Origin of the sequence: Streptomyces purpurascens (genome assembly GCF_045040895.1) — a bacterium.
GTDB lineage: Bacteria > Actinomycetota > Actinomycetes > Streptomycetales > Streptomycetaceae > Streptomyces > Streptomyces purpurascens.
The window spans coordinates 6,515,326-6,537,203 of the sequence record NZ_CP108341.1 but is presented as its reverse complement, the minus strand read 5'-3'; the positions used below and the strand labels follow the sequence as shown (position 1 = coordinate 6,537,203).

18 protein-coding genes are annotated in these 21,878 nt (G+C 71.9%); 3 read left to right on the top strand and 15 right to left on the bottom strand.

Annotated features, from left to right (window positions below):
* Positions 1–150: 150 nt before the first annotated feature.
* Positions 151–1,101: a 2-hydroxyacid dehydrogenase gene (locus OHU35_RS29975; protein WP_359897002.1), complete on the bottom strand. Its 951-nt coding sequence runs from the start codon at positions 1,099–1,101 to the stop codon at positions 151–153.
* Between the two features lie 77 nt (positions 1,102–1,178).
* Here OHU35_RS29975 and OHU35_RS29970 point away from each other — a divergent pair, with 77 nt between their 5' ends.
* Together OHU35_RS29970 and OHU35_RS29965 are read left to right on the top strand one after the other, a co-directional pair.
* The gene (locus OHU35_RS29970; RefSeq protein ID WP_189727846.1) at positions 1,179–2,177 is read left to right on the top strand and encodes an aldo/keto reductase; all 999 of its coding nucleotides are present in this window, start codon (positions 1,179–1,181) and stop codon (positions 2,175–2,177) included.
* A gap of 112 nt (positions 2,178–2,289) precedes the next feature.
* Positions 2,290–3,495 carry a PQQ-dependent sugar dehydrogenase gene (locus tag OHU35_RS29965; RefSeq protein ID WP_405507496.1) on the top strand — a complete coding sequence of 402 codons (1,206 nt, stop codon included), beginning with the start codon at positions 2,290–2,292 and terminating at the stop codon, positions 3,493–3,495.
* Between the two features lie 4 nt (positions 3,496–3,499).
* Here OHU35_RS29965 and OHU35_RS29960 read toward each other — a convergent pair whose 3' ends face one another.
* From OHU35_RS29960 to OHU35_RS29930, 7 genes are all read right to left on the bottom strand, one after another.
* The gene (locus tag OHU35_RS29960; protein WP_189727842.1) at positions 3,500–3,682 is read right to left on the bottom strand and encodes a DUF6191 domain-containing protein; all 183 of its coding nucleotides are present in this window, start codon (positions 3,680–3,682) and stop codon (positions 3,500–3,502) included.
* 49 nt (positions 3,683–3,731) lie between these two features.
* Positions 3,732–6,773, bottom strand: coding sequence for an AAA family ATPase (locus OHU35_RS29955; protein WP_405507494.1), 3,042 nt, complete (start codon positions 6,771–6,773; stop codon positions 3,732–3,734).
* Positions 6,774–6,889: 116 nt separating this feature from the next.
* Complete coding sequence (locus tag OHU35_RS29950; protein ID WP_189727838.1) at positions 6,890–7,075, bottom strand: hypothetical protein; 186 nt, start codon at positions 7,073–7,075, stop codon at positions 6,890–6,892.
* A gap of 197 nt (positions 7,076–7,272) precedes the next feature.
* Positions 7,273–7,836, bottom strand: coding sequence for a hypothetical protein (locus tag OHU35_RS29945; protein ID WP_189727836.1), 564 nt, complete (start codon positions 7,834–7,836; stop codon positions 7,273–7,275).
* A gap of 35 nt (positions 7,837–7,871) precedes the next feature.
* Positions 7,872–8,444 (bottom strand): GNAT family N-acetyltransferase, encoded by a 573-nt coding sequence (locus tag OHU35_RS29940; protein WP_189727834.1) that lies wholly within the window; start codon positions 8,442–8,444, stop codon positions 7,872–7,874.
* A complete protein-coding gene (locus tag OHU35_RS29935; protein ID WP_189727832.1) occupies positions 8,422–10,668 on the bottom strand; it encodes an MMPL family transporter in 2,247 nt (748 codons plus the stop codon). Before OHU35_RS29935 ends, OHU35_RS29940 begins: the two co-directional genes overlap by 23 nt.
* A gap of 158 nt (positions 10,669–10,826) precedes the next feature.
* Positions 10,827–11,279 carry a hypothetical protein gene (locus tag OHU35_RS29930; protein WP_405507491.1) on the bottom strand — a complete coding sequence of 151 codons (453 nt, stop codon included), beginning with the start codon at positions 11,277–11,279 and terminating at the stop codon, positions 10,827–10,829.
* 191 nt (positions 11,280–11,470) lie between these two features.
* Between OHU35_RS29930 and OHU35_RS29925 the strand changes: the two genes are divergently transcribed.
* Positions 11,471–12,274 carry a methyltransferase domain-containing protein gene (locus OHU35_RS29925; RefSeq protein WP_359896995.1) on the top strand — a complete coding sequence of 268 codons (804 nt, stop codon included), beginning with the start codon at positions 11,471–11,473 and terminating at the stop codon, positions 12,272–12,274.
* Between the two features lie 61 nt (positions 12,275–12,335).
* Here the strand turns inward: OHU35_RS29925 and gatB are convergent, their stop codons facing one another.
* From gatB to OHU35_RS29890, 7 genes are all read right to left on the bottom strand, one after another.
* Complete coding sequence (gene gatB, locus OHU35_RS29920; RefSeq protein ID WP_189727825.1) at positions 12,336–13,850, bottom strand: Asp-tRNA(Asn)/Glu-tRNA(Gln) amidotransferase subunit GatB; 1,515 nt, start codon at positions 13,848–13,850, stop codon at positions 12,336–12,338.
* Positions 13,851–13,865: 15 nt separating this feature from the next.
* A complete protein-coding gene (locus OHU35_RS29915) occupies positions 13,866–14,105 on the bottom strand; it encodes a hypothetical protein (protein WP_184598645.1) in 240 nt (79 codons plus the stop codon).
* Entirely contained in the window at positions 14,102–15,595 is a 1,494-nt protein-coding gene (gatA, locus tag OHU35_RS29910) for an Asp-tRNA(Asn)/Glu-tRNA(Gln) amidotransferase subunit GatA (protein ID WP_189727823.1), read from the bottom strand. Before gatA ends, OHU35_RS29915 begins: the two co-directional genes overlap by 4 nt.
* 5 nt (positions 15,596–15,600) lie before the next feature.
* Positions 15,601–15,897, bottom strand: coding sequence for an Asp-tRNA(Asn)/Glu-tRNA(Gln) amidotransferase subunit GatC (gene gatC / locus OHU35_RS29905; RefSeq protein WP_095936815.1), 297 nt, complete (start codon positions 15,895–15,897; stop codon positions 15,601–15,603).
* A gap of 128 nt (positions 15,898–16,025) precedes the next feature.
* Entirely contained in the window at positions 16,026–18,323 is a 2,298-nt protein-coding gene (locus tag OHU35_RS29900) for a bifunctional diguanylate cyclase/phosphodiesterase (protein WP_359896992.1), read from the bottom strand.
* A 257-nt stretch (positions 18,324–18,580) separates the two neighbouring features.
* Positions 18,581–20,776, bottom strand: a complete 2,196-nt coding sequence (ligA, locus tag OHU35_RS29895) for an NAD-dependent DNA ligase LigA (RefSeq protein ID WP_189727819.1) — start codon at positions 20,774–20,776, stop codon at positions 18,581–18,583.
* A 15-nt stretch (positions 20,777–20,791) separates the two neighbouring features.
* A complete protein-coding gene (locus OHU35_RS29890) occupies positions 20,792–21,793 on the bottom strand; it encodes a methionine synthase (protein ID WP_405507489.1) in 1,002 nt (333 codons plus the stop codon).
* Positions 21,794–21,878 lie beyond the last annotated feature (85 nt).

Below are 21,878 nucleotides of genomic sequence, written 5' to 3'. Positions count from 1 at the left end.
CCGGCGCCGAATACCCCCGGCGCTGCCCCTGTCGGGACGATACACCAGTCTCGTCACTCAGGGACATAGGTTCTCTACTCTGCGTGACGATCAACAGATATATGAGTACCCACCGCACCCGAAGGATTGCGGACCGTACCCGAGGTCGGTTCAGCCTGTTGATGCACCCGTCGTAAGGATCACGTTGCGGAGCGGCTCCCGGTTCACATAACGGTTCAACTGGTCCACCAGGAGCCGCTTGGCGCGCGGAAGGAACGCGGAGGTGGGTCCGCCGACGTGAGGGCTGATGAGTACCCCCGGCGCACGCCACAACCGGTGTTCGCGGGGCAGGGGCTCGGGGTCGGTGACGTCGAGGGCGGCGGTGATGCGGCCGGTCTCCACCTCGGCGAGCAGGGCCTTGGTGTCGACGACGGGGCCGCGGGCCACGTTGACCAGGAGCGCGCCGTCCTTCATCCGGGACAGGAAGTCGGCCCCGGCCAGGCCACGGGTGGTCTCGGTGAGCGGCGTGGACAGGATGACGATGTCCGCTTCCGGGAGCAGGGAGGCGAGTTCGGTGAGCGGATGCACCGGACCGCGCGCCGTGGTGCGCTCGGAGCGCGCGACGCGCGCCACCCGCGCCACCTCGAACGGCACAAGCCGGTCCTCGATGGCCGCACCGATCGATCCGTATCCCACGATGAGGACGTTCTTGTCGGCGAGCGCGGGCCGGAACCCGGCGAGCCACTCACCCCGGTCCTGCGCGCGGACGAAGTCGGGGATCCCGCGCAGCGAGGCCAGGATCAGCGCGAGGGTGAGCTCTCCGGTGCTGGCCTCGTGCACCCCGCGCGCGTTGCACAGCCGCACGCCCGGACGCAGGTGCCGCAGCCCCGGCTGCACGTGATCGATCCCGGCCGAGAGGGTCTGCACGACCTGTAGGTGGCTCATTTCCGGCATCGGACGCACGCACAGCGGGCTGGGCTTCATGTAGGGGACGACGTAGAAGGCGCAGTCCGCCGGGTCCGCGGGGAAGTCCTCCCCGCCGTTCCAGTAGCGGTAGCCGGGACCCTCGGGGAGTCCCTCGATCTCTTCCGGCGGGATGGGCAGCCACACGTCAGCAGTCATGCTCTGGAGGCTATGTCAGGAGCGTGCGACGGCAGAGGTTAGGTTGGGGTGGCCGGAACAGGGAGGGTCACGACCAGGTGGAGCGCAGGACGATCGGCGCGGCGGCGCTCGCGGTGGGGGCCGTCGGACTCGGGTGCATGCCGATGAGCTGGGCCTACAGCACCTCTCGACAGCGTGGCGACGAGTCGCTCAGGGCGGTGCACCGGGCGCTCGACCTCGGCGCTTCCCTGCTGGACACGGCCGACATGTACGGCCCCTTCACCAACGAACTGCTGGTGGGGCGGGCGTTGAAGGAGCGCCGGTCCGACGCCTTCGTGTCGACCAAGGTCGGTCTGCTCGTGGGCGACCAGCACATCGTCGCCAACGGCCGCCCGGGGTATGTGAAACGTGCCTGCGACGCCTCGCTGCGGCGCCTCCAGACGGACGTCATAGACCTCTACCAGCTGCACCGGGCCGACCCGGAGGTGCCCGTCGAGGAGACGTGGGGCGCGATGGCGGAGCTCGTCCAAGCCGGGAAGGTGCGGGCGTTGGGCCTGTGCGCGGTCGGCGCGCGGGCCGGCCGCCGCGGCGGGGCCCGGCTGCACGACGCGACGATACGGCAGCTGGAGCGGGTGCAGCAGATCTTCCCGGTGAGCGCGGTGGAGGCGGAGCTGTCGGTGTGGTCGCCCGAGGCGCTGGAGACGCTGCTGCCGTGGTGCGAGACGCGGGGCGTCGGCTTCCTCGCCGCGATGCCGCTCGGCAACGGCTATCTGACCGGCAGGCTGCGGACCGGCGCGGGCTTCGAGGCGGACGACCTGCGCGCCCGGCACCCGCGCTTCACGGGCGAGATGATGGCCGCGAACCAGCCGATCGTCGCGGGCCTGCGCCGCGTGGCCCGCCGCCACGGCGAGCACGTCACGCCCGCCCAGGTCGCCCTCGCCTGGGTCCTCGCCCAGGGCCCGCACGTGGTCCCGGTCCCGGGCACGAAGCAGGAGCGCTGGGTCACCGAGAACGCGGCCGCGGCGACCCTGCGCCTGACGCCGGACAATCTGCGGGAAGTGGCGGTGCTGCCCCGGGCCCAGGGGTCGTGGGACTGAGCGGCGGGGCCGGGCTCCGCGGCGTTCGGAGCGTTCGGCACAAACCCGCCCAGGGCCCCCTGTTCTCGGTTCGGGGTTGGGCGATCGGGAACTTGTGAGCCGCGAGCGGTGTATGACAAGGAGAACCCGCCGCGTCGAAGGGACCATGATCGTGCAACGTCGAGCCGTGCCGGCCGTGTTGGCCGCCGCCGCGCTCCTGCTGACGGCCGGCTGCTCCTCCGACGGCGGAGGATCGTCCGGCTCGGACGAGGGCGCCTCTCCCGGCCGTACGGCCCCGGAGTCCTCCGCGCCGCCGCGGCAGGCCGCCGAGGAGACACCTCCCGCCAAGGGCTCGGTGACGGTGGTGCGCACCGTCGCCGAGGGCCTGGACTCCCCCTGGGGCCTCGCTCCCCTGCCGGGCGGCGGCCTGCTCGTCTCCTCCCGGGACGACGGAACGATCGTCCGGGTCGACGAGAAGACCGGGAAGAAGACCGAGCTGGGCGAGGTGCCGGGCGTCTCGGCCGCCGGCGAGGGCGGCCTGCTGGGCATCGCCCTGTCACCCGACTACGCCTCGGACCGCATGGTCTACGCGTACTTCACCTCCGCCGGCGACAACCGCATCGTCCGCATGCTCTACGACGAGAAGAAGCCCGCCGGTGAACAGCTCGGCGCTCCCGACACGGTCTTCAGGGGCATCCCCAAGGGCTTCATCCACAACGGCGGCCGGATCGAGTTCGGCCCGGACAAGATGCTCTACGCCGGCACCGGCGAGAGCGGCGACACCGGCCTGTCCCAGGACAAGGACTCCGTGGGCGGCAAGATCCTGCGCCTGACCCCGGAGGGCGAGCCCGCGCCGGGCAACCCGTTCCCCGGCTCGCCGGTGTACTCGTACGGCCACCGCAATGTGCAGGGCCTCGCCTGGGACACCAAGCAGCGGCTCTTCGCCTCGGAGTTCGGCCAGGACACCTGGGACGAGCTCAACGCGATCAAGCCGGGCGACAACTACGGCTGGCCGGAGGCCGAGGGCAAGTCGGGCGACGGGGACTTCCACAACCCGATCGACCAGTGGACCACGGCCGAGGCGTCCCCCAGCGGCATCGCCTACGCCGAGGGTTCGATCTGGATGGCGGGCCTGCGCGGCAAGCGGCTGTGGCGCGTCCCGCTGAACGGCACGGAGGCCTCGGCCGACCCTCAGGCCTTCCTGGACGGCGAGTACGGCCGGCTGCGCACGGTGGTCCCGGCGGGCGGCGACCGCTTGTGGCTCGTGACCAGCAACACGGACGGCCGGGGCAGCCCGAAGGACGGGGACGACCGGATCCTCGAGGTGCGGGTGTCGTAGCCCGCTAGCCTTCGCGGTCCTCCTGCTCCCGCTGCGGACGTACGACGACCTTCCCGGACGCCAGGTCTATCGGCCCGCGTCCGGGATCACCGTCACCGGTGTCCTCCCTGGTCAGTTCCAGGCGGTTCTGCTCGTCGCGGGTGTGCTTGCGGCCGGGCGAGAACAGCTCCTCGAACATGTTGAACACGGTGCCTCCCTCGGCCGCGGCGACAGCGGCCTCCCTTACAGCGTATGCCTCAGCCCGCCGGGCGGGGTATGAGCGATTCGGCCGGAAACAGCCCCAGCCGGTGCGCCACCGCCGCCGCCTCGCCGCGCCCGGAGACGCCGAGCTTCGCCAGGATGTTGGAGACGTGGACGCTCGCGGTCTTCGGGGAGATGAACAGTTCCTCGGCGATCCGGCGGTTGGTGTGGCCGACGGCGACCAGGCGCAGCACGTCCCGTTCCCGGCTGGTGAGACCGAGGGCCTCGGCGGGGTCGGCGGGGGCGAGGGCCGGTTCCGAGACGGGCGCGAGCGGGAGGCGGGCACGCTGGGCGAGCGCGGTGACGGAGTCGGCCAGGGGCCGGGCGGCGAGGTGGCGGGCGACGGCGTGGGCGAGGCGCAGCAGCTCCGTGGCGCGGTCGCGCTCGTCCTCGCCGCCGCCCGTCAGCAGGGACTCGGCCAGGCGGTACCGGACGCGGGCGAGGTCGTAGGGCCGCTCCAGGGGTTCGAAGGCGGTGACCACCTCCGACCAGGTGTCTGGGGTGCTCCGGCCCTCGGCGCGCTGGAGTTCGGCGCGGACCCACCGCTCGTGGGCGAGCCAGACGGGGGCGTTGGTGGTGAGACGCTTGACGGTCCTGAAGATGCCGTCCAGGGCCTCCGCGCGGCCGTCCCGCGCGGCGGGCAGGGCGCGGGCGTCGGCCTCCGCGGTGGCCGCTTCGAGCAGCAGCGGCCAGGCGTAGCGCTGGGTGCCGGGCGGGAAGCCTGACTCCAGGGTGCGGGCCAGTTCTGCGCGGGCGTCGGGGAGGCGGCCCTCGGCGACGGCGACGCCGATGGTGAGGCAGGAGACCGGGAGGTCGTGTTGCGGCATCGGGTCGTGCGGGCCGTAGGCGGCACGGCCCTCGGCGAGGTGGCGGGCGGCCTCGGGGACATGGCCGCGGGCGAGCGCGAGGAACGCCAGGCTGTTGGCGCCGGAGCCGTGCGGCCCGGCCGTCTGCCCGCGCCGCTGGGCGTTTCCGGCGGCCTCGACGGCCTCGTCCCAGCGGCCCAGTGAGATGAGCGACTCCGCGAGGTTGCTCCAGATCCAGGCCTCGGCGTCCCGCAGGCCCATCGCCCCGGTGAGCCGCAGGCCCTCGCGCAGGATGCCGACGGACTCCTCGGAGCGGCCGACGCCTTCCAGGACGGAGGGCAGGTTCACATGGCTGCGGCCCACGATCGACGCGAGGCTCCGGGCGACCACCTCGTCCCTGACCTCGTACATGTGCGTGAGCCCGGCCTCGATCTGTCCGGCGTCGACCATGAGACCGCCGAGGGTGAGCCGGGCGTTGGACTCGATGTCGTCGGCGCCCACCATGCGCGCGTACTCGACGGCCCGCTCGGCGGCCGTCAGGGCCTCCGGGCCGGGCTCGTGCAGCATCGACCAGTGGGCGGCCGTGGCGAGCACCTCGGCGTGCACCTCGGACGGCGGCAGGCCCCGGACCAGCTCCTGCGCGGTGGCGATCTCCTTCCAGCCGTCGCCGCGGGCGAGGCCCTGCACCAGCCGGGAGCGCTGGATCCAGAACCAGGCGGAGCGCAGGGGGTCGTCCTCGTCGTCCAGCAGGCGCAGCGCCCGCTTGGTGATCTTGAGGGCGCGTTCGCGCTCCCCGCAGAGCCGTCCGGCCACGGCCGCCTCGGCCAGCAGGTCGAGGTGGCGCAGCGGGGTGGCCGGGTCGCAGCCGCAGGGAGGATAGACCTCGGCGTAGTCGACGGGGCGCAGGGTGCGGCGTACGGCGTCGGGGGCGGTGTCCCACAGTTCCATGGCCCGTTCCAGCAGCCGCAGTTGCTCGGCGTAGGCGTGGCGGTGGCGGGCCTCGACGGAGGCGTCGAGGACGGCCGGCAGGGCCTTGGCGGGGTCGTGGGCGTGGTACCAGTAGCTGGCCAGGCGGGCCGCGCGCTGGTCGGCGGGGACGAGGGTCGGGTCGGACTCCAGGGCTTCGGCGTAGCGGCGGTTGAGGCGGGAGCGTTCGCCGGGGAGCAGGTCGTCGCTGACGGCCTCGCGGACCAGGGAGTGGCGGAAGCGGTAGCCGTCGCCGCCGGGTGCGGGGGCGAGGATGCTGGCGTTCACGGCGGCCCGCAGCGCCTCGATGAGGTCGTCCTCGGCGAGCCGGGCGACGGCGGCCAGCAGCCGGTACTCGACGGTGGAGCCGCCCTCGGCGACGATCCGGGCGACCTGCTGGGCGGGCTCCGGCATCCCTTCCACGCGGACGAGCAGCAGGTCGCGCAGGGAGTCGGTCAGGCCCGTGCGGCAGCCCTCGTGGCCGGCGACGGCGAGTTCCTCGACGAAGAAGGCGTTGCCGTCGGAGCGTTCGAAGATCGCGTCGATCTGGTCCGGGGCGGGTTCGTGGGCGAGGATGCCGGCGACCTGGCGGCACACCTCCTCGCGGCTGAAGCGGGCGAGTTCGAGACGGCGGACGGTGCGGAGCCGGTCGAGTTCGGCGAGCAGGGGCCTGAGCGGGTGGCGGCGGTGGATGTCGTCGGAGCGGTAGGTGGCGAGGACGACGAGGCGGCCGGTGCGCAGGGTGCGGAAGAGGTAGGCGAGCAGGTGGCGGGTGGAGGCGTCGGCCCAGTGCAGGTCCTCCAGGGCGACGACGACGGTGTGGCCGGCGGCGATGCGCTCCAGCAGGCGTGCGGTGAGTTCGAAGAGGCGGGCCATGCCGTCCTCGTCGTGCCGCCCGGTGCCCGACTCGCCCAGCTCGGGCAGCAGCCGGGCCAGCTCCTCCTCCTGTCCGGCGGCCGCGGCGGCCAGCTCGCCGGGGAGTTCGCGGCGCAGGGCGCGCAGCGCGGTGGAGAACGGCGCGAAGGGCAGTCCGTCGGCGCCGATCTCCACACAGCCGCCGAGTGCGACCACCGCCCCCCGGCGGCGGGCGGCGGCGGCGAACTCCTCGACCAGGCGGGTCTTGCCGACTCCGGCCTCCCCGGCGATGAGCAGGGCCTGCGGCTCGCCCTCGCGGGAGCGGGCGAGGGCGTCGTGCAGCGTGCCCAACTCCTCGGCACGGCCGACGAACACGGGGCTGACGGACCTGGTCTCCACGGCCCCGAGCATCGCATGCGCGTCGGACAGCGCGGCACCGCTTTTCCCGCGGAGAGCCAGATCACCAGTCGGCGTTCCCTTACGAACGGCCGGAATTCCGGCCGCGGCGGCCGGTGCCGCCCCGCCGTTCACGCGGCCCGGGCGGACCGGGTTCGGCGGAAGCCGCGACTATGGCTTTCGTGCTCGGCGGAGTTCTGGGCCGCTTCGCCGCGGGCGGCACGGCGGGCCCGGGCGGCCTCGCGGACCAGGCGCTCGTGGTCGGCCCGTCGGATGAGGTCGGCGGTGCGCAGCTGCTGGAGCTCGTACTCGTACATGGCGTGTCCTTGGTGAGAGGCCGGTCACGGAGGGTTTCTCCGTGCTGACTTCACTCTCGTCTCCCAGGCGGGCCGGCCACATCGGGAGAGTTCCGCATCTTCGGCGGCGGCCGGGGCCTTAGGACACGGCTGAGGGGCCCCAGGGGCTCCGTAAGGTGCTTACGGAACTCCTAAGACCCCTCAGGACCTGCGGTGACTCAGCTCGCGGACGGCAGTCCGAGCAGGATGCCGGTGTACTTGAGGACGGCCAGGAACAGGCCGATGACACCGAGCGAGACGCCCGCCCAGGCGACGGCCTTGATCCAGGGGGCCTGGATCCTGCCGGGCGTGCCGAACGCGGGCCGGGCCAGCGTCACGACGCCGACGACCAGCGCCACCACCGCGAACAGTCCGCCCCACAGGGCGGTGGCCTGCCAGGCGTCGCCGTAGACCGCCTGGATCTGCTGGGCCACGCCCGCGTTCTGCGCGGTCTCCAGCTGACCGACCAGGTTCTGGCGCGCCGCGGCGATCGTGCCGACCCAGCTGCCGGTGAGCGAGACGACGCCCAGCGCGGCGGAGACCACGGCGGCGGCACCCTGGCCGACGCCGGTGGGGGCCTCCTCCTTGGTCTCCGCGACCTCTGTCTCGGCGACCTCTGTCTCGACGACCTCGGCCTCGGCCGGAGCCTCGGTGCGGGTCGCCTCGTCGGACTCGGTGGTGTCCACCGCCTTCTCGGTCGTGGCCTCGGTGGCCTTGGTCTCGTCCACTGCGTTCGTTGCCATGTCTCGCACCGTAAAGTCGCTGTCTGAGAAGTCTCTTAATGATCCTTGTGAGCGGCACGCGCGCGTGCGGCGCGCCACTCGGGCGCCAGCACCGACCAGACTTCGAGATCGTGCCGTACGCCACGATAGGGGTGCGCCTCGCGTCGCACACCGTCGCGGGTCATGCCGAGGCGCTGGGCGACGTTCAGGCTCGGCCGGTTTCCCGAGGCGGCGACCCACTCGATCCGGTGAATGCCGCGCTCTTCGACCGCCCAGTCGATGAGGACGCGCATCGCCCGGGTGACCAGGCCGCGCCCCGTCCCGGCGGGCTCCAGCCAGCAGCCCACCTCGCAGTTGCCGCTCGCCGCGTCGAAGTTCAGGAACAGCACGCCGCCCACGAGCTTGCCGTTCAGCCACAGGCCGTGCAGCGAGCGCGTGTCGGCCGCGCGCATGTCGGCGTACCGCTGGAGCATGGCCCGCGCGGACTCCACGTCCGTCTCCTGCGACCCGAAGTTGATGAACTGCCCGATGAAGTCCCTGCCCCGCTCCAGATGCGCGAAGAACTCTTCGGCATGCCAGGGCTCGAGGGGCCTCAGCTCGGCGTCGTCACCCAGGGATATCGCGTACATCCCGCTGCCGCTCCTCCTCCGCCAGGACGTCCGCCACCTCGGCGTCCGTCGCGGCGGCCAGCCTCTCATGGGCGGCCCGGGCCTCGGGCGGTTCGATGCTGATCCGCGGCAGGCGCTTGTCGAGCCAGCGGGGCAGCCACCAGTTGGCGCCGCCGAGCATGTGCATGAGGGCGGGGACGAGGAGCGTCCGCAGGACGAAGGCGTCCAGGGCGACGGCGGCGGCCAGGGCGATGCCGAACATGGCGATCACACGGTCACCGCTGAGGACGAAGGCCAGGAAGACCGAGATCATGATGACCGCCGCCGAGTTGATCACCCGGCTGGTCTCGGCGAGGCCGACGCGCACGGCTCGCCGGTTGTCGCCGGTCTCCAGCCACTCCTCGTACATCCGGCTGACCAGGAACACCTGGTAGTCCATGGAGAGACCGAAGAGCACCGAGACCATGATCACGGGCAGGAAGGGCTCGATGGGGCCCGCGCTGCCGAGGCCGAGCAGTTCGCTGCCCCAGCCCCACTGGAACATCGCGACGACCACCCCGAAGGCGGAGGCCACGGCGGCGACGTTCATCGCGGCGGCCTTCAGCGGGATGCCGATCGACCGGAAGGCCAGCAGGAGCAGCAGACAGCCCAGGCCGATCACGACCCCGACGAAGACGGGCAGCTTGGAGACGATGACGTCGGCGAAGTCGTCGTAGCCGGCCGTCATGCCGCCGACGTGCACGTCGAGCGAGGTGCCCGCCTCGGCGCGCGGCAGCACCTCGCCGCGCAGCCGGTCGACGAGGTCGCTGGTCTGCTTCGACTGCGGCGAGGATTCCGGTACGACGGTCAGGTACGCGGTGTGACCGCCGGAGTCGAAGGTCACCGGGGTGGCCGAGGCGACTCCGTCGGTGGCGCGGAGTGTGCCGTCGAGGTTGTCCAGGGCGAGCTTGTCGGCGGCTCCGTCGACCTTCGTGACGAGGGTGAGCGGGCCGTTCACGCCTGGTCCGAACCCGTCGGCGAGCAGGTCGTAGGCCTGGCGGGTGGTGGCCGCCTTGGGGTCGTTGCCCTGGTCAGAGGTGCCCAGGTGCAGGGAGAACGTGGGCAGCGCGAGGACGGCCATGACGACGAGGGCGACCCCGCCGAGCACCTTGGGGTGGCGCTCCACGAACGCCGACCAGCGGGCGGCGAAGCCGGTGGGCAGTTCCGGTTCGGGCCCGTGCTCCGCCAGGCGGCGGCGTTCGCGGCGGCTGAGCGCGCGCGTACCGATGAAGGACAGCAGGGCGGGCAGCAGCGTCACGGAAGCCGCGACCGTGAGGACCACGGTCAGGCTGGCCGCGATGGCGACGCCGTTGAGGAAGCTCAGCCGCAGGATCAGCATGCCGAGCAGGGCGATGCAAACGGTGGCACCCGCGAAGACGACCGCCCGTCCCGTGGTGGCGACGGCGTTCGTGGCCGCCTCGGTGACCGAAAGACCGCGTTTCAGCCCGCGCCGGTGCCGCGTCACGATGAACAGTGCGTAGTCGATCCCGACGCCGAGCCCGATCAGCATGCCGAGCATGGGCGCGAAGTCGGCGACGGTCATGGCGTGCCCGAGCAGCACGATCCCGGCGTAGGCCGTGCCGACGCCGACCAGTGCGGTGGCGATGGGCAGCAGGGAGGCGGCGAGCGAGCCGAAGGCGAGGAACAGCACGACCGCGGCGACGACCACGCCGACGATCTCGGCGACGTGCCCGCCGGAGGACTGGGTGAGCGCGACGGCACTGCCGCCCAGCTCCACCTGGAGCCCGTCGGTCTCCGCGCTCTTCGCGGTGTCGACGACGGCCCTGGCCTCGCCCTGGTCGATGTCCTCGGCCCGGTCGTCGAAGGTGACCGTGGCGTACGCCGTACGGGCGTCCTCGCTGACGCGGCCCGTGCCAGGACCGTCGTAGGGGCTGGTCACGGAGGCCACGCCGGGCAGGTTCTCGATCCGGTCCAGGGTGCGGGTCATCGTCTGCTCGACGTCGGCGGCGCGGACGGTGCCGGACGTGGTGTGCCAGACGACGGTGTCGCTGTCGCCGCCGAGCTGTGGGAAGCCCTCGTGCAGCAGCTCGGTGGCGCGGCCCGACTCGGTGCCGGGGACCTGGTAGTCGTTCGAGTACGCGGAGCCGGCGACGGCGGCGCCCGCGGCCACCCCCGCGCAGGCGAGGAGCCACAGCAGAACGGTGACCAGACGGCGTTGGACACACCAGCGTGCTAGGGCTGCCACGAAACGTGCTCCCAGGGTGACTTTTTGTGGATCTTTGACCGGGAGTAGTCGTCCATGACCTGAACAGCCCGCAAAGAACGCATGAGCAATGCGAAGCCACTCTTACAGGAGCACGAGATCGTTTGTCGCTTTCGTGGGCTTATTCACAACGGCCGTGATCAGTCGAACTGGTCCCCCAGCGCCATCACCATCGTCCCCGCGATCAGCAGCCACAGGGCCCGCCGGGTGCGTCCCCGGGAGCCCAGCACGGCGGCGCCGGCGCACACGACCGCCCCGCAGGCGTACGCCGCCGGAACGAGCGCCGGGGCGGGGCGGGTGAGGCGGAGCAGCGCCGCGGCCAGGCCCGCGAGGGTCAGCAGGGCCCCGGTCCCGGCCGCGGTCCACCGGGCCCGCCGCGCGTCCTCGTCCGGCTCGTCCTCGTCCGGCTCGTCCTCGTCCGGCTCGTCGTCGTCCGGATCGTCGTCGTCATCGTCGTCCGGATCGTCCGCGTCGTCGCCCGGCTCCTCGTCCGGCGCGTCGTCCGGCTCCTCGTCCTGGTCGGCTTCCTGAACGGCGGCCGCCTCCGAGTCCGCTATCTCTGCGTCGGTGTCGGAATCAGCACGTCCACTCATGGTCGAGACGGTAGCGCGTCGTGAAGGAAAACCAGGTGCGGGGCCGAAAGCCCGCCTGTTAGCGTCCGCCGGTCCGAGGAAACGCCCGCGGCAGCCCGCCGCCCGGCCGAAGCAGGTGCATTGTTTGACGGTCCGACCGAGCTCCTACGCATCCCCTTTCCTCCTCAAGGACTCAAGGAGCCCGTTCACCGATGTCGGACATCACTTCCCGGACCCCGAACGACCCCCTCTCTGACCGCACCGACCACCCCCGCTACCCGCGCAGCAACCGCTACGACGCCCGCTGGACGATCGACAACCAGATGGGCCCGCACGCGCTCTGGCTGCTGGAGTGGCTGGCCCCGGCCCTGGGGCTCGACACCCTGAGCCCCGGCTCCCGCGTGCTCGACCTGGGCTGCGGACGCGCCATGACGTCGATCTTCCTCGCCAAGGAGTACGACGTTCAGGTCACCGCCGCCGATCTGTGGGTCAAGCCGGGCGAGAACGCCCCGCGCATCGCCGAGGCGGGTGTGGCCGACCGTGTGCTGCCCGTGCATGCAGAGGCGCACGACCTGCCGTTCGGCGAGGGCAGCTTCGACGCGATCGTCTCCGTCGACGCCTACCAGTACTTCGGCACGAACGATCTGTACCTGCCCGAGCTGACGCGGCTGCTGAAGCCCGGCGGGCGGATCGGTGTCGTCGTACCGGCACTGCGCGAGGAGATCGACGGCGTCGAGCCGCCGGAGCACCTCAAGCCGTTCTGGGAGCCCGGATTCTGGTGCTTCCACACCGCCGCGTGGTGGCGGCGCCACTGGACCCGCAGCGGGGCCGTGGAGGTCGAGACGGCCGACTGGCTGGACGACGGCTGGCGCGACTGGCTGCGCTGGTGCGAGGTCGTCGCCGACGAGCACACGGACGAGTGGCACATCCGGATGGCCGGTCAGTGCGCCGAGATGCTGCGGCTCGACCAGGGCGGCACCCTGGGCTTCGTCCGGGTCGTGGGGCGCAGGTTGTAGAGCACACGCGCAGGGGGGATGCACCGGGTCCGGTGCATCCCCCCTGTCGGGTCCGCGGAGGTCAGCCCTCGCTGACGCCCAGCTTCTCCAGGATCAGCTCCTTGACGCGCGCCGCGTCGGCCTGACCCCGGGTCGCCTTCATGACCGCGCCGACCAGGGCGCCGGCCGCGGCCACCTTGCCGCCGCGGATCTTGTCCGCGACGCCCGGGTTGCCTGCGATGGCCTCGTCGACGGCCGTGCCCAGCGCGCCCTCGTCGGAGACGACCTTCAGACCGCGCTTGTCGACGACCTCGTCCGGGGTGCCTTCGCCCGCGAGGACGCCCTCGATGACCTGCCGGGCCAGCTTGTCGTTCAGGTCGCCCTTCGCGACCAGCTCGGCGACCCGGGCGACCTGCTGCGGCGTGATCGCCAGCTCGTCGAGCGCCTTGCCCGACTCGTTGGCACTGCGGGCCAGCTCGCCCATCCACCACTTGCGGGCGGAGGCGGAGTCGGCCCCGGCCTCGATGGTGGCGACGATGGGCTCCAGCGCACCGGCGTTGAGGATCGCCTGCATGTCGACGGCCGAGACGCCCCACTCCTCACGGAGCCGGCTGCGGCGGACCAGCGGCAGCTCGGGCAGCGTGGCCCGCAGCTCCTCGACCCACTCGCGCGAGGGGGCCACCGGCACCAGGTCGGGCTCCGGGAAGTACCGGTAGTCCTCGGCCTCCTCCTTCACGCGGCCCGAGGTCGTCGACCCCGTGTCCTCGTGGAAGTGCCGGGTCTCCTGGATGATCGTGCCGCCGCTGCTGAGCACAGCCGCGTGCCGCTGGATCTCGAAGCGGGCCGCGCGCTCCACGGACCGCAGCGAGTTGACGTTCTTCGTCTCCGAGCGCGTGCCGAACTTCTCGGTGCCGTTCGGGCGCAGCGACAGGTTCACGTCGCAGCGCATCTGGCCCATTTCCATCCGGGCCTCGGAGACGCCGAGCGCCTTGATGAGCTCGCGCAGCTCACGGACGTAGGCCCGCGCGACCTCGGGGGCACGCTCGCCCGCGCCCTCGATCGGCTTGGTGACGATCTCGATGAGCGGGATGCCGGCGCGGTTGTAGTCCAGCAGGGAGTGGGACGCACCGTGGATACGGCCGGTGGCGCCGCCGACGTGCGTCGACTTGCCGGTGTCCTCCTCCATGTGGGCACGCTCGATGTCCACGCGGAAGGTCTCGCCGTCCTCCAGCTGCACGTCGAGGTAGCCGTTGAAGGCGATCGGCTCGTCGTACTGGGAGGTCTGGAAGTTCTTCGGCATGTCCGGATAGAAGTAGTTCTTCCGGGCGAAGCGGCACCACTCGGCGATCTCGCAGTTCAGCGCGAGGCCGATCTTGATCGCGGACTCGACGCCGGTCGCGTTGACGACCGGGAGCGCGCCGGGCAGGCCGAGACAGACGGGGCAGGTCTGCGCGTTGGCGTCCTGGCCGAGTTCGGTCGAACAGCCGCAGAACATCTTGGTCTTGGTGCCGAGTTCGACATGGACCTCGAGGCCCATGACGGGGTCGTACGACGCGAGTGCTTCCTCGTACGACGCCAGGTCGGTCGTGGTGGTCACGGTGAAACTTCCCTCTCAGCCCAGCAGGACGTCGTCGTCGCCCAGCCGCTTCAGCTCGCGGTAGAGGATGGCGAGGCCGGTGACGATGGCGACGGCGGACACGGTGGCGTCGATCAGGACCAGCGTGTCCTGCTCGGCGCGGGCCTTCTTCAGCCGCTTGGCGACGCCGATCGCGCCGAACGCGGTCCCGGCGATGGACAGGTACGTGCCGGACTTGGACTTCTTGAAGCCCTTGGCCTTGGTCAGTGCACTCACAGCGACGGAGCCTCCTCGATCAGCGGATGGCCCCACTTTTCCACGAAGGCGGCCTCGACGGCGGCTCCCACCTTGTAAAGGCGGTCGTCCTTCATGACCGGGGCGATGATCTGCAGGCCGACCGGGAGGTTGTCCTCCGGGGCGAGACCGCACGGCAGCGACATGGCCGCGTTGCCCGCCAGGTTGGTCGGGATGGTGCACAGGTCGGCGAGATACATCGCCATCGGGTCGTCGGCGCGCTCGCCGATCGCGAAGGCGGTGGTCGGGGTCGTCGGCGAGACGATGACGTCGACCTGCTCGAACGCCTTGTCGAAGTCCTGCTTGATGAGCGTGCGGACCTTCTGGGCGCTGCCGTAGTACGCGTCGTAGTAGCCGCTCGACAGGGCGTACGTGCCGAGCATGATGCGGCGCTTGACCTCGGGGCCGAAGCCGGCCTCGCGGGTGAGGGAGGTGACCTCCTCGGCGGAGTGCGTGCCGTCGTCGCCGGTCCGCCGGCCGTAGCGCAGGCCGTCGAAGCGGGCGAGGTTGGAGGAGCACTCGGACGGCGCGATCAGGTAGTACGCCGACAGCGCCAGGTCGAAGGACGGGCAGTCCAGCTCGACGATCTCGGCGCCCAGCTCCTTCAGCAGCGCGACGGACTCGTCGAACCGCTGGATGACGCCGGCCTGGTAGCCCTCGCCGCGGAACTGCTTGACGACGCCGACGCGCATGCCCTCGACGCTGCCGTTGCGGGCGGCCTCGACGACCGCCGGGACGGGCTCGTCGATGGAGGTCGAGTCGAGCGGGTCGTGCCCGGCGATGACCTCGTGCAGCAGGGCCGCGTCCAGGACCGTGCGGGCGCAGGGCCCGCCCTGGTCGAGGGAGGAGGAGAAGGCGACCATGCCGTACCGGGACACCCCGCCGTACGTCGGCTTCACACCGACCGTGCCGGTGACGGCGGCGGGCTGGCGGATGGAGCCGCCGGTGTCGGTGCCGATGGCGAGGGGGGCCTGGAAGGAGGCGAGCGCGGCGGACGAGCCGCCACCGGAGCCGCCGGGGATCTTGGTGAGGTCCCAGGGGTTGCCGGTCGGGCCGTAGGCGCTGTTCTCGGTGGAGGACCCCATGGCGAACTCGTCCATGTTGGTCTTGCCGAGGATGACGACGTCGGCGGCCTTCAGGCGCTGGGTGACGGTCGCGTCGTACGGCGGGATCCAGCCCTCGAGGATCTTCGAGCCGACCGTGGTCGGCACGCCCTCGGTGGTGAAGATGTCCTTCAGCGCGAGCGGGACGCCGGCCAGCGGGCCGAGCTTCTCGCCCTTGGCGCGCTTCTCGTCGACGGCGCGGGCCTGCGCGAGGGCACCCTCGCGGTCGACGTGCAGGAAGGCGTGCACCTTCTCGTCGACGGCCTCGATCCGGGCGAGGTGGGCCTCGGTGACCTGGACGGCCGTGAGCTCGCCGGAGGCGATCTTCGCGGCGGTCTCGGCGGCCGTGAGCTTGATGATGTCCGTCATGACTTCTAGTCCTCCCCCAGGATCTGCGGCACCTTGAAACGCTGCTGCTCCTGGGCCGGGGCGCCGGAGAGCGCCTGCTCGGGGGTGAGCGACGGACGGACCTCGTCCACGCGCATGACGTTCGTCAGCGGGAGCGGGTGCGAGGTCGGCGGTACGTCTTGGTCGGCGACCTCGCTGACGCGGGCGACCGCGCCGATGATGTCGTCCAGCTGTCCCGCGAAGTGGTCGAGCTCTTCGGGCTTCAGCTCCAGACGCGCCAGCCGGGCGAGGTGGGCGACCTCCTCGCGCGTGATGCCAGGCATGCAGCGATCCTCTGGGGTGGTGAGTGAGTGTGGTTTGGCCCAATCCTATGGGGCGAGGGGCGATGCCCGTGAAACGGTTTCCCGTGCAGTCGCGCCCCGGCCCCGCCGGGGCGCTTCAGGTACGGAACCTAGCCGACCCGGCCCGAGTCGTCCGCCGTCGCCGCCGGCAGGGCGGCGCGGGGCCGCTGCCAGCCGCGGGAGCCCCGGGCGCGGAGCCAGGCCGTGGTCTCGTCGGGGGGCATCGCGGCGGCGACCAGCCAGCCCTGGACGGCGTCGCAGCCGAGGTCGCGCAGGCGCTCCCAGGTCTCGTCGTCCTCGACGCCCTCGGCGACGACGAGCAGGCCGAGGGAGTGCGCGAGGTCGACGGTGCAGCGCACGATCTCCGCGTCCTCGGTGTCGACCGCGAGCCGCGCCACGAACGAGCGGTCGATCTTCAGTTCGCTGACCGGGAGCCGGCGCAGGTGCACGAGCGAGGAGTACCCGGTGCCGAAGTCGTCCAGGGACATCTTCACGCCGTGCCCGGTCAGAGCGTTGAGGGTGTCGGCGGCGCGCTGCGGGTCCTCCAGGAGGACGTGCTCCGTTATCTCCAGTTGGAGCGCTCCCGCGGGGACGCCGTGCCGGGCGAGCCGGGCGGCGACGGAGCCCGCGAAGCCGGCGCTGTGCACGTCACGCGGGGAGACGTTCACGGCGACCGGGACGAACAGGCCCTGGGCGCGCCAGCGCGCGACCTGGCCGAGCGCGGCCTCCAGGACGTACTCGGTGAGGTGGGGCATCAGGCCCGAGGACTCGGCGATCGCTATGAACTCGTCCGGCGGCACCTTGCCCCGCTCGGGGTGCACCCAGCGGACCAGGGCCTCCAGGCCCACGACCTGTCCGTCGAAGCGGACCTTCGGCTGGTAGTGCAGATGCACTTCATTGGCTTCGAGGGCGCGGCGCAGATCGCCCAGCAGACCGAGCCGGTCGGGGGTGTTCGAGTCGCGCTTGGACTCGTAGACCTCCACGCCCGTACGGTCCCGCTTCGCCTGGTACATCGCCACGTCAGCCCGCCGCAGCAGCCCTTCGGCGTCCAAGGCGTGGTCGGGGAAGACGGCGACTCCGGCGCTGGCCTCCAGGACGAGGGTGAGGCCGTCGAGGTCGAGGGGGGAGCTGAGCGCGGCGACCAGGCCGCGGGCGACCCGGGTCGCGGACGTCGTGGAGTCGGCGACGGGCAGTAAGACGGCGAATTCGTCCCCGCCGAGCCGGGCGGCCTCGGCCCCGCGCGGCAGCGCCACCCGCAGCCGGTCGGCGATCTGCAGCAGCAGCCGGTCACCGGCGAGGTGACCCAGCGTGTCGTTGACCGACCGGAACCGGTCGAGGTCGATCAGCATCAGGGCGGCGCGGGCGTCGATCCGCTCGGCGTCGTCCAGCGCGGTCCAGATGCGCTCCAGCAGCCACTGGCGGTTGGGCAGCCCGGTCAGCGGGTCGCGCAGCTGCTCCTCCGCTCGGGCCCGGGCTATCCACAGGGTGGAGTCCAGGGCGATGAGGGGGATGGAGAACAGGGGCAGCAGGATCGGCTTGGCCACCGCCACCACGCAGACCAGCGGCGCGATCCCCAGCAGCGCGACCGCGACCAGGCCTTGTCTGACCAGGGCGGTGCGGGCGACCGTGGGCAGTCCGGGGCGCGGGGCGTGCAGATACCAGAGCAGGACGCGGGAGACCATCAGGTAGGCGGCGGCGACCAGGGCCACCTGGGGTGCGGTGGCGAGCGTCCAGGCGTCGGGCCGCGCGGGCGACTCGACGGACGGCACGGTTCCGAAGGCGGCGAGCACCAGGGCGCCGGCGCCGATGCCGAGGAGGTCGACCGCCCCGTGCAGCACGCCCTGGCGCCAGCGGTTGCGGCGGGCCACGCCGACCAGCACGACGACCGTGAGGCTGACCATGCCGGCCGGTACCCAGCCGTAGAGCAGCAGCACGGCGAGGGTGAGGGCGGCGCCCGAGCCGGTGCCGCCCCACCAGCGGGAGCGGCCGAGCATCACGAGGTGGCCGACGATGATGCCGGTGAGCACGGCCAGCGCCCAGCCGGCCGTGCCGGACGGGAACAGCGCGTGGCCGCCGGTGAAGGCGCGGTAGAAGCCGGCGCCCAGGACGAACCCGGCCGCCGCGACGACCGCGGCGGGCAGCGCGGGCCAGGACTGGTGCCGTTCGCCGTCCGCGTCCTCGCCGGTCAGTCCGGGGGTGTGCTCGGTGACCGGCGGTGCGGCGCCGCGGCCGTCCGCTGCGGCGCGCCCACCGACGGCACGCCCGTCCGCGGTGTACTGTCCGACGGCGCGCACTTCCACACCCGGACGCCCCGCCGGCCGTCCGACCCCACGGACTGCACGCCATGCGACCGCCATGCGGCGCAGGCGCAGCCGTGAGCCCGGCACGGCGCTCTCGGTCGGTTCCATTCCCGTCCCTCTCACAGCCGGCGGTGCCCACGCCCCGCGGCCCGGTGCCCGACAACCCTCGACGGCCCGCGTTGGAAACCCTTCCCCGCGCTCTGTGCGAGCACGAAGATGCCCCGACCGCAGCTGGGCACGGCAGGCGCACATCTCAACAGTAGGCCGCAGAAGGCTTCCACGGGCAGCGGTCGCGGACGGTTGCCCGAATGCGCCCCGGCCACCCGTATGCATCTGGTATGCGCCGAACGGGTGGCCTTCAACCGCTACTCCTCGGCCGAAAGCGCGACTTCGGCCGCCGCGTCCGGCCCCTGCTCCAGCAGGACGCCGAAACCCTCCTCGTTCAGGACCGGCACCTTCAGCTGCATCGCCTTGTCATATTTCGATCCTGGGCTGTCACCCACAACGACGAATGACGTCTTCTTCGAAACCGATCCGGTCACCTTCGCTCCGCGGCTCTGCAGCGCCTCCTTGGCGCCGTCCCGCGTGAAGTGTTCGAGGGTGCCGGTGACGACGACGGTGAGCCCTTCGAGCGGGCGCGGCCCCTCGTCCTCGCCGGTGCTCTCCTCCTCCATGCGGACGCCGGCGGCCTTCCACTTACGGATGATTTCGCGGTGCCAGTCCTCGGCGAACCACTGCTTGAGGGAGGCGGCGATGGTCGAACCGACGCCCTCGGTGACCGCCAGCTCCTCCTCCGTGGCCTGGTCGATGCGCTCGATCGAGCGGAACTCACGGGCCAGCGCCTCGGCCGCGACGGGTCCGACGTGACGGATCGACAGGCTGGTCAGGATGCGGGCGAGCGGGCGCTGCTTGGCCGCCGCGATGTTCTCCAGCATGGCGAGCGCGTTCTTCCGGGGGTTGCCCTCCTGGTTCGCGAAGATCGTGGCGACCTTCTCCTCGCCGGTCTTCGGGTCCCGCTTGGGCAGGCCGCTGTCCGAGTCGAGGACGTACGCCTTGATGGGCAGCAGCTGGTCGATGGTGAGGTCGAACAGGTCGCCCTCGTCGACCAGCGGCGGGTCCTTCGGCTCCAGCGGCGCGGTGAGGGCCGCCGCCGCCACATAGCCGAAGTGCTCGATGTCCAGGGCCTTGCGGCCCGCGAGGTAGAACAGGCGCTCGCGCAACTGGGCCGGGCAGGTGCGGGCGTTCGGGCAGCGCAGGTCGACGTCGCCCTCCTTCATCGGCCGCAACGCCGTACCGCACTCGGGGCACTCGCTCGGCATCACGAACTCGCGCTCGCTGCCGTCGCGCAGGTCGGCGACCGGCCCGAGGATCTCGGGGATGACGTCACCGGCCTTGCGCAGCACCACGGTGTCGCCGATGAGGACGCCCTTGGCCTTGACCACGTCCTGGTTGTGCAGCGTGGCGAACTCGACCTCGGAGCCCGCGACCGTGACCGGCTCGACCTGGGCGTACGGCGTGACCCGGCCCGTGCGGCCCACGCCCACACGGATGTTGACGAGCTTGGTGTTGACCTCCTCCGGCGCGTACTTGTACGCGATGGCCCAGCGCGGCGCGCGCGAGGTGGAGCCGAGGCGGCCCTGGAGCGGGATCTGGTCGAGCTTGACGACGACGCCGTCGATCTCCCACTCCACGGAGTGGCGGTTCTCGCCGAAGTACGCGATGAACTCCCGGATGCCGTCGAGGCCGTCGACCACCCGATTGTGGCCGGAAACCGGCAGGCCCCAGGTCTTCAGCAGGTCGTACGCCTGGGAGAGGCGGGTCAGGCCGGTGAAGCCCTCCAGGGCGCCGATGCCGTGGACCACCATGTGCAGGGGGCGGGTGGCGGTGACGCGCGGGTCCTTCTGGCGCAGTGAACCGGCCGCCGCGTTGCGCGGGTTGGCGAAGGGCTTGTCGCCGGCCTCGACCAGACGGGCGTTGAGCTCCTGGAACTTCTCCATCGGGAAGTAGACCTCGCCGCGGATCTCCACGAGGTCGGGAACGGAGTCGCCCTTGAGACGCTCCGGGATCTCGGCGATCGTCCGGACGTTCGGCGTGATGTCCTCGCCGGTGCGGCCGTCTCCGCGGGTCGCCGCGCGGGTGAGACGGCCGTGCTCGTAGGTGAGGTTCACGGCGAGGCCGTCGACCTTCAGCTCGCACAGGAAGTGGTAGTCCTGCTCGCCCAGTTCCCTGGCGATGCGCTCCGTCCAGGCGGCCATCTCCTCGTCGTTGAACGTGTTGTCGAGGGAGAGCATGCGCTGGCGGTGCTCGACCGCCGTGAACTCCGTCTCGTACGACCCGGAGACCTTCTGGGTCGGCGAGTCCGGCGTGCGCAGTTCGGGATGCTCCTCCTCCAGCGCCTCCAGGGAACGCAGCAGTTGGTCGAACTCCGCGTCGCTGACGACGGGAGCGTCCTTCACGTAGTACCGGAAGCGGTGCTCCTCGATCTGCTCAGCGAGGCGCGCGTGCTTCTCCCGTGCCTCGGCGGGCACCGTCGTCGTCTCCGCTTGCTTGTCCCCGGCCACCGTGTCGTCCTCCCGTTACTCTGGGTTGTCCGCGAGAGATCTCGCCGCCCGGACGCAGTGGGCGAGAGCCGCGCGCGCGTACCCCGGGGAGGCCCCCGCGAGTCCGCACGCCGGGGTGACGGTGACCGCCTCCGCGAGAAGCCCCGGTGACAGCCCCAGCCTGCGCCACAGCGTCCTGACACCCATGACGCTACCGGCAGGGTCTGACAATGGGCCCTCCGTGGCCGGGACGACACCGGTGAAGAGCCGGGTGCCGGCCTCCACCGCCTCGCCGATCGTGTCGTCGTCACGCTCGGTGAGCAGGGAGAAATCGAAGGAGACGGCCGCCGCGCCTGCCCGGCGGAGCAGGGCGAACGGGACGTCCGGTGCGCAGGAGTGGACGACGACCGGGCCGTCGGCGTGCACCCCCATGGCGTCGCGGAGCGTGGCCTCGACGATCTGCCGGTCGACGGCCCGGTGGGTGCGGTAGCCGCTGGCGGACTTCACCTGGCCGCGCAGGACGGCGGTGAGGGACGGCTCGTCAAACTGGAGGACGAGCTGCGCCCCGGGGATGCGCCGCCGGACCTCGGCCAGGTGCAGCCGGAGTCCCTCGGCGAGGGAGGCGGCGAGGTCGCGGCAGGCTCCGGGGTCGGAGAGGACGGCCTCGCCGTTGCGCAGCTCCAGGTTGGCGGCGAGGGTCCAGGGCCCGACGGCCTGGACCTTCAGCGGCCCCGCGTACTCCTGTGTGAACTCCTCCAGCGCGTCGAGGTCCTCGCCGAGCCAGGAGCGGGCCCGTTTGGTGTCCCGCCCGGGCCGGTCCCCTAGGCGCCAGCCGCTGGGCTCCACGCGCGCGTACAGCTCGACGAGCAGTCCGGCGGTTCGCCCGATCATGTCCGCTCCCGGTCCCCGGGCGGGCAGTTCGGGCAGGAAGGGAAAGTCCTCGAAGGTTCCGGTGGCGGTCTTGGCGGCTTCTCGGGCGTCGCCGCCCGGCATGGACCCCACGCCGGTGGCGGGGGCGAAGGTGGGATTTGCGTTCACGCCCAGAAGCCTATGTTTTCCGCCCCCGCCGCCCCTACCCGTCCCGTCCTTCTGGGGCTCCGCCCCAGACCCCGCTCCTCAAACG

Bases quoted from the DNA above. Each gene is read 5' to 3' on its own strand.
- gatA (WP_189727823.1), bottom strand. From the start codon at position 15,595: ATGACGGACATCATCAAGCTCACGGCCGCCGAGACCGCCGCGAAGATC.
- OHU35_RS29925 (WP_359896995.1), top strand. From the start codon at position 11,471: ATGTCGGACATCACTTCCCGGACCCCGAACGACCCCCTCTCTGACCGC.
- OHU35_RS29930 (WP_405507491.1), bottom strand. From the start codon at position 11,279: ATGAGTGGACGTGCTGATTCCGACACCGACGCAGAGATAGCGGACTCG.
- OHU35_RS29900 (WP_359896992.1), bottom strand. From the start codon at position 18,323: ATGGAACCGACCGAGAGCGCCGTGCCGGGCTCACGGCTGCGCCTGCGC.
- OHU35_RS29965 (WP_405507496.1), top strand. From the start codon at position 2,290: ATGACAAGGAGAACCCGCCGCGTCGAAGGGACCATGATCGTGCAACGT.
- OHU35_RS29975 (WP_359897002.1), bottom strand. From the start codon at position 1,101: ATGACTGCTGACGTGTGGCTGCCCATCCCGCCGGAAGAGATCGAGGGA.
- OHU35_RS29940 (WP_189727834.1), bottom strand. From the start codon at position 8,444: ATGTACGCGATATCCCTGGGTGACGACGCCGAGCTGAGGCCCCTCGAG.
- OHU35_RS29945 (WP_189727836.1), bottom strand. From the start codon at position 7,836: ATGGCAACGAACGCAGTGGACGAGACCAAGGCCACCGAGGCCACGACC.
- OHU35_RS29950 (WP_189727838.1), bottom strand. From the start codon at position 7,075: ATGTACGAGTACGAGCTCCAGCAGCTGCGCACCGCCGACCTCATCCGA.
- gatC (WP_095936815.1), bottom strand. From the start codon at position 15,897: ATGCCTGGCATCACGCGCGAGGAGGTCGCCCACCTCGCCCGGCTGGCG.
- OHU35_RS29955 (WP_405507494.1), bottom strand. From the start codon at position 6,773: ATGCTCGGGGCCGTGGAGACCAGGTCCGTCAGCCCCGTGTTCGTCGGC.